The following is a 6,168-nucleotide window of genomic DNA, read 5'->3' on the forward strand; positions in this document are numbered from 1 at the left end:
GGCGGCGGGGTTTCCGGCGCGTCGGCGGCGGGCACCGTGGGAGGCGTGTTCGACGGGTTCGCGCTGGAGGAGATCGACGTCGGCGAGGTCCGGCTGCGGGTACGCCACGGCCGGGGCCCGGACCGGGCGGCCGACGACGTGCGGACCGCGTCGATCGATTCCGGGCACCACATGGCCGAGGAGGCTCCGGAGCGACTGGCCGCCGTGCTGACGGCGTTCCTGGCCGCCGCCTGAGCTCAGCCCACCCGGGTCAGCGGGCGGGCCGGCTCCGGCGCGCTGCGCAGCATGCCCCGGCGCCGGGCCCAGCGCTCGAAGAACAGGGTGGCGAACGGCGGGACGGCGCAGACCAGCGCGCCGAGGACGGGCAGCGGGCGCCAGCGGTGCAGCCGGGCGACGACGAGCACCAGGGCGACGTACGCGATGAACAGCCCGCCGTGGATCGGCCCGAAGATCTTGACGCCGATCTCGTTGGCCGGCGGGCCGTACTTGACCGCCATGCCGGCCAGCAGCGCCAGCCACGAACCCGCCTCGGCGACCGCCGCCGCGACGAACAGCCTGGTCAGTTTCTCGCGCATCCCCACTCCCCCACGGGTCGGCGGCCATGCTATCCAGCGGGGCCCGCGGGCCGGGCCCGTACGGGCCGGAGGGCGACAGGGATCACCCGGGCCGCATCCGGGTACGTGGAGGGGGCCTCGGGTCTTCCTTGGCCAGCCCACGCGTGCGAGGTTAGAGGAACCAACGGTGACAGGGTGGTGACCATGGGCCAGGACGTCGGCGTGCGGACCTTCAGTCGCGAGGACCGGGCCCGGTACCGGGAGAAGGTACGGCGGTGCCTGGACGTCTTCGCCGAGATGCTGCGGGAGTCCCGCTTCGACGTCGAGCGCCCCATGACCGGGCTGGAGATCGAGCTGAACCTCGTCGACGAGGACTCGATGCCGGCGATGCGCAACGCCGACGTGCTGACCGCGATCGCCGACCCGAGCTTCCAGACGGAGCTGGGCCAGTTCAACGTCGAGATCAACGTGGCGCCGCGCCGGCTGGCCGGCACCGGCACGGCGGAGTTCGAGGAGAACGTCCGGGCCAGCCTGAACGCCGCCGAGACGAAGGCCCGGGGCATCGGGGCGCACATGGTGATGATCGGCATCCTGCCGACCCTGCGGCCGGAGCACCTGACCGCCGCCGCGCTGTCGGCCAATCCGCGCTACCGGCTGCTCAACGAGCAGATCTTCGCCGCCCGGGGCGAGGACCTGCGGATCTCGATCGGTGGCGTGGAGCGGCTCGCCGTCACCGCCGACACCATCACCCCGGAGGCCGCCTGCACCAGCACCCAGTTCCACCTCCAGGTCAGCCCTGCCCAGTTCGCCGACTACTGGAACGCGGCCCAGGCGATCGCCGGCGTCCAGGTCGCCGTGGGCGCCAACTCGCCGCTGTTCTTCGGCCGGGAGCTGTGGCGGGAGACGCGCGTACCGCTGTTCCAGCAGGCCACCGACACCCGGCCGGAGGAGATCAAGGCCCAGGGCGTACGCCCCCGGGTGTGGTTCGGGGAGCGCTGGATCACCAGCGTGTTCGACCTGTTCGAGGAGAACGTGCGGTACTTCCCGGCGTTGCTGCCGGTCTGCGACCCGGAGGACCCGGCGGAGACCCTCGCCCGCGGGGACGTGCCGAAGCTCGCCGAGCTGCGGCTGCACAACGGCACCGTCTACCGCTGGAACCGCCCGGTGTACGACGTGTCGAGGGGCCGGCCGCACCTGCGGGTGGAGAACCGGGTGCTGCCCGCCGGCCCGACGGTGCTCGACACGATCGCCAACGGCGCGTTCTACTTCGGCCTGGTCCGGGCCCTGGCCGAGTCCGACCGGCCGCTGTGGTCGCAGATGTCGTTCAGCGCGGCCGAGGAGAACTTCGCCAGCTGCGCCCGGTACGGCATCGACGCGCAGGTGTTCTGGCCCGGCCTGGGATACCTGCCGGTCACCGAGCTGGTGCTGCGCCGGCTGCTGCCGCTGGCCCACCACGGCCTGGACCGCTGGGGGCTCGACCCGGCGGAGCGGGACCGGCTGCTCGGCGTCGTCGAGCGGCGCTGCCTGACGGGCCGCAACGGCGCGACCTGGCAGGTGGAGACGCTGCACCGGCTGGAGTCGGCCGACCACCTGGACCGGCCGGAGGCGCTGCGCGAGGTGGTGCGGCACTACGTCACCCTGATGCACAGCAACCGTCCCGTGCACGAGTGGCCGATCCCCTGACGGCGGTCGGCCTCTGGTCGGGCTCCCCTGCCATCCCTGGCGACAAAACGGTTTTTGTCACCCGGAGATCGGATTCCGACGCAATTCTCATGCCCGCCGCGGCAAAGAGGCGGACGCATGGATGGGGCAACTACACAGGGACCGAACGATGTGCCCGAACGGCGTAGCCGGCCTGCTCGAACCTCTGAAAACACCCCCCGGCCCGCCCGCCGACCCGGCCACGACAAAATCGCACTTTTCCGCCATCCCATAGACGCTTTTCAAAGCGCTTCTTAATATGGGGCCCTACGTTCGACGAATTCTCCCTACCCCCGTCAGGAGACAGACTTGATCAAGCGTGCGTTATTGGTAGTCGCAGCGGCCGTTCTCGGCCTTTCCGCCGTGGCCGCCCCCGCACAGGCCGCCGCCCCCGCGCCGGCCGTCGCGGTGGCGCAGTCCAACGTCGGCGTCCAGGTCGCCCCCACCGGCTGCACGACGTGGGTGGAGTGGGTGCAGGAAGGCTCCAACGTCTACTACCAGGGCCGCGGCAACGTGCAGTGCGCCACCGGCCGTTACAAGGTCAAGCTCCAGTGCCGCAACCTGCAGACCGGCGTGGGGTACGTCGTCTACGGCGGCTACGCGGTGAACGCCCCCGGCACGGCCACCGCCCTCTGCTACAGCGGCAACGTCGCCGAGCGCGTGTACCCCGTCGAGGACCCGCTGCCCACCGTCGGCGTCACCGGTTGCATCGGCTGGGCGGAATGGGTCCACGAGGGCAGCAACTACCACTACTACGGCCGCGGGACCGCGCAGTGCGACACCGGCACCTACCGGGTCCAGATCAATTGCCGCAACGTGCAGACGGGCCAGCGGTACGTCGTCTACGGCCCGGCGGTGACCGCCCCCAGCATCTCCACCACCACCTGCTACCGGGGCAACGTCGCGGACGCCGTGACGGGCGTGCCGGCCTGACGGGTGCCGGGGCCGCGCCGCGCCCACTAGACGAGTGATTCCTAATTGATGTTGGGCGGCGTGTCGGGTTGAGGGTGAAAAGAGAGGAGTATATCGATGGCCGCTCGTGACTACAGACCTCGACACCCTCTTGACCAACTGTACGTGCTGATCGACGACCACGTCATCCCGGCAGGCCGGCGTCGACCAGGACGACCGAAGCGGCTCTCGGACGCCGAGTTGGTATGCCTGGCCGTGGCGCAGGTGCTGCTGGGTGCCCGGTCGGAGCACCACTGGCTGCGCCTGTGCTACGCCCGGCTCGGGCACCTGTTCCCCTACCTGCCGAAACAGCCCGGCTACCACAAACGGGTCAAGGCCGCCGCGCCGCTGATCTGCCGCACCACCATGTACCTGGCCGGACTGTGCCCGAGCCTCGACGACCAGTTGCGGCTGCTGGACGCCACCCCAGTCCCGTGCGGCACCTCCCGCTCCACCACGCAACGCTCGGCGCTGGCCGAGATCGCCGACTACGGCTACTGCGCGTCGCATTCACGCTGGTACTGGGGATTGAAGCTGTACCTGCTGACCACCGCCGAAGGCCTCCCCCTCGCCTGGTGCCTGGCCAACCCGAAGCTCGGCGAGCGGGAGATCGCCGAGGACCTGCTCGGCTACGCCCGCGAACTGGGCGCTCTGACCCCGGCATGGTGGTGCTGGCCGACAAGGGCCTGGCCGGCTAGCTCTTTGGCTTACGAGGCCTGAGCGCCAGCGTGCCGTACAGCTTGGGCCCCGACGTGGACGGCGGTGGTAATGGCGTCAGGCAATGGGATGCCTCGCGCCAGGTCGAGGGCGAGGGAGCCGAGGAAGGCGTCACCGGCTCCGGTGGTGTCGACCACCGATACGGCCGGTGCCGGCACTGACCCGGCCCCGTGGGGGTCGATGTAGGCGGCGCCGTTCGCTCCGGCGGTGACCACGACGGTACTGGGTCCGAGTTGCCGTAGCTCGGCGGCTGCGGTGAGGGGGTCGTCGGTGGTTGTGTGCAGGACGGCAGCGGCTTCGTGTTGGTTGACCACCAGAACGTCGAGGTGCCGCAGCAGGGCGTTGTCGAGCTCTCGGTGGGGTACGAGGTTGCCGATGATGATCGGGGCGGGCCGTCGGTTTAGCAGCGCGGTGACCGGTTGGGGTGGCAGGTCGAGCTGAACAACTACGGCTTGTGCATCGAGGCCGTCGGTGGCGCGCCGGATGTCGTCGGTGGTGAGTTCCGTCGCGGGTGATAGGGCAAGCGTGATGTAGCTTTCGCCGTCGGGCGTGACTTCGATGATCGCCGCCCCGGTGGTCGTCTGTGGAAGGAGCGTGACGTGGCGGGTGTCGACGCCCGCGCCGGTCAGCGCCGCCGCGACCTGGTGACCCCAGCTGTCGTCGCCGACGTTGGCGATGAGACAGGAGCGTCCTCCGCGGCGGGCTGCGGCGATGGCTTGGTTGAGGCTCTTGCCGCCGGGACTGGCCGTTAAGGACGAGGCGAAGCTAGTGCGTCCCGGGCTGGCTCGACGGGGGACTTGGACGGTCAGGTCGATGTTGGCCCGGCCGACGAAGGCGACGTCAACGACGCCGTTGGGATCTCTCTGGTTGGTCATGTTGGCTGCGGGGACGCGGCGAGCGCGACGCGCAGGTCCGCCACGCCGGGCTCCGTGGGGAACACGGCCGTGAGCTGGCTGCCGACGGCAGTGACTTCACGCGTAGTGCGCGCCGACCGGGTGAGGCGGCCCAGTTCGAGAGCTGCGAGGGCAGCGGCAGCGGCGCGCCCGGGCTCACCAGCAGCGGCGTACGCGGCAGCAGTTCGTGCCAGGTACAAGCCCCGCTCCCGCCGGTAGGAATCTGGCCACGCGTCGAGAGCCCGGTTGAAGCAGCCGACAGCAGCGCGTGGGCGCCCCAGCCGGTGCCACCCGTCGCCTTCCTGCGCCCATACGTAGGCAGTGGTGCAGAAAGAGCCGAGGCTGCCGCCGTCATCGACGGCACCCGCGACAAGGTGATGCGCGTCGTCGACCGCAGCTTGGAATCCGGCCGTGTTACCCGCGATGGCGTGGCCGTGCGCGCGTTGCAGCGCCGCGAACGCCCGGACCTGGCCCCGGCCGTTGCCGCTGCACCCGGCCGCGCGGGCGAGTCCGAGCACCCGGTCCCGGTCGGTGGCCTCGGCCGCGCGTTGCGCCATACGGGCGAACACGTAGGTGGTGAACTCCGCGTCGCCAACTTCCTGCGCCATGGTCAGCGCCTGCGCGAGCCACCAGTCACCAGCGACGCGATCACCCAGGTCGTCGCTGAGCCAGCCAGCGAACTCTGCCCACCGTGCCTCGGTGCGCAGGAACGCGTCGTGCAGGTCGCCCCGGGCGGCTGCACGGAAACCAGCGATGTGGCCGAGTTGCTGCCGAGCCGTCGGCAGGATCGCCGCAGCGCCAACACGGTTGTCAGATTCGACGAGAACGGACCGCAGCATCGCAAAGTGCTCGACGAGCGCAGGATCGACGTGAGCCGTGTCCGCCCCGAGCGCAGCATCCACACCAACAAACGGCGCCACCAGGCTGCCAGCCACCGCCTGCAATAGCGCGCGGCGGCTGAGCCGAACCTGCCGCGCTCGTCCCTCGATCACCACCGTCACGATAGTCGTGTCGTCAGCTGCGGCTTCAGGCAACCAAGCAGCCCGGTCATAGGCCACGTCGCTTGACGTAGCCCCCCGCCCCGAAACTAACGCATGGTCAGCTGAGCCTGCCGGTGCATGCGACAGCGTTTCGCTTTTCGCCACCGAGGTGAGAGCACCGTTCCGTCGGGGGCTGTAGAGCCCGAGCCTTTCATCGCTTTCGACGCCAAAGACCCTACGTAGGGCAGCTCGGCGCTGCGCACTTGGCCAGCGGTGTTGTAGGGTGGGCCGCCCGGCGAGGTGCCTGCCTAACGAGCAGGTCCTTTTCCGTGCGGCCTCCCTCCGAACCGGGCGGACCCGTTTCCGAGTACC

7 protein-coding genes are annotated in these 6,168 nt (G+C 70.3%); 4 read left to right on the forward strand and 3 right to left on the reverse strand.

Going from position 1 to position 6,168, the window contains the following annotated elements:
* Positions 1–45 precede the first annotated feature (45 nt).
* Complete coding sequence (locus ACGFIZ_RS28895) at positions 46–234, forward strand: hypothetical protein (protein ID WP_393424671.1); 189 nt, start codon at positions 46–48, stop codon at positions 232–234.
* A 2-nt stretch (positions 235–236) separates the two neighbouring features.
* Here the strand turns inward: ACGFIZ_RS28895 and ACGFIZ_RS28900 are convergent, their stop codons facing one another.
* Complete coding sequence (locus ACGFIZ_RS28900) at positions 237–575, reverse strand: DUF3817 domain-containing protein (RefSeq protein ID WP_393424674.1); 339 nt, start codon at positions 573–575, stop codon at positions 237–239.
* A gap of 183 nt (positions 576–758) precedes the next feature.
* On the opposite strand from ACGFIZ_RS28900, the gene ACGFIZ_RS28905 reads away from it, so the two are divergent.
* From ACGFIZ_RS28905 to ACGFIZ_RS28915, 3 genes are all read left to right on the forward strand, one after another.
* Positions 759–2,237: a glutamate--cysteine ligase gene (locus ACGFIZ_RS28905; RefSeq protein ID WP_347668249.1), complete on the forward strand. Its 1,479-nt coding sequence runs from the start codon at positions 759–761 to the stop codon at positions 2,235–2,237.
* Between the two features lie 381 nt (positions 2,238–2,618).
* Entirely contained in the window at positions 2,619–3,188 is a 570-nt protein-coding gene (locus tag ACGFIZ_RS28910; protein ID WP_393424677.1) for a hypothetical protein, read from the forward strand.
* 144 nt (positions 3,189–3,332) lie between these two features.
* The gene (locus ACGFIZ_RS28915) at positions 3,333–3,926 is read left to right on the forward strand and encodes a hypothetical protein (protein WP_393424680.1); all 594 of its coding nucleotides are present in this window, start codon (positions 3,333–3,335) and stop codon (positions 3,924–3,926) included.
* Here the strand turns inward: ACGFIZ_RS28915 and ACGFIZ_RS28920 are convergent.
* Complete coding sequence (locus ACGFIZ_RS28920) at positions 3,914–4,798, reverse strand: ribokinase (protein WP_393424683.1); 885 nt, start codon at positions 4,796–4,798, stop codon at positions 3,914–3,916. The two genes, ACGFIZ_RS28915 and ACGFIZ_RS28920, sit on opposite strands and share 13 nt — an antisense overlap.
* Positions 4,795–5,817, reverse strand: a complete 1,023-nt coding sequence (locus ACGFIZ_RS28925; protein WP_393424686.1) for an XRE family transcriptional regulator — start codon at positions 5,815–5,817, stop codon at positions 4,795–4,797. Before ACGFIZ_RS28925 ends, ACGFIZ_RS28920 begins: the two co-directional genes overlap by 4 nt.
* Positions 5,818–6,168: the final 351 nt, after the last annotated feature.

The organism is Micromonospora sp. NPDC048830 (assembly GCF_043198215.1).
Classification (GTDB): Bacteria; Actinomycetota; Actinomycetes; order Mycobacteriales; family Micromonosporaceae; genus Micromonospora.

Bases quoted from the DNA above. Each gene is read 5' to 3' on its own strand.
- ACGFIZ_RS28905 (WP_347668249.1), top strand. From the start codon at position 759: ATGGGCCAGGACGTCGGCGTGCGGACCTTCAGTCGCGAGGACCGGGCC.
- ACGFIZ_RS28920 (WP_393424683.1), bottom strand. From the start codon at position 4,798: ATGACCAACCAGAGAGATCCCAACGGCGTCGTTGACGTCGCCTTCGTC.
- ACGFIZ_RS28900 (WP_393424674.1), bottom strand. From the start codon at position 575: ATGCGCGAGAAACTGACCAGGCTGTTCGTCGCGGCGGCGGTCGCCGAG.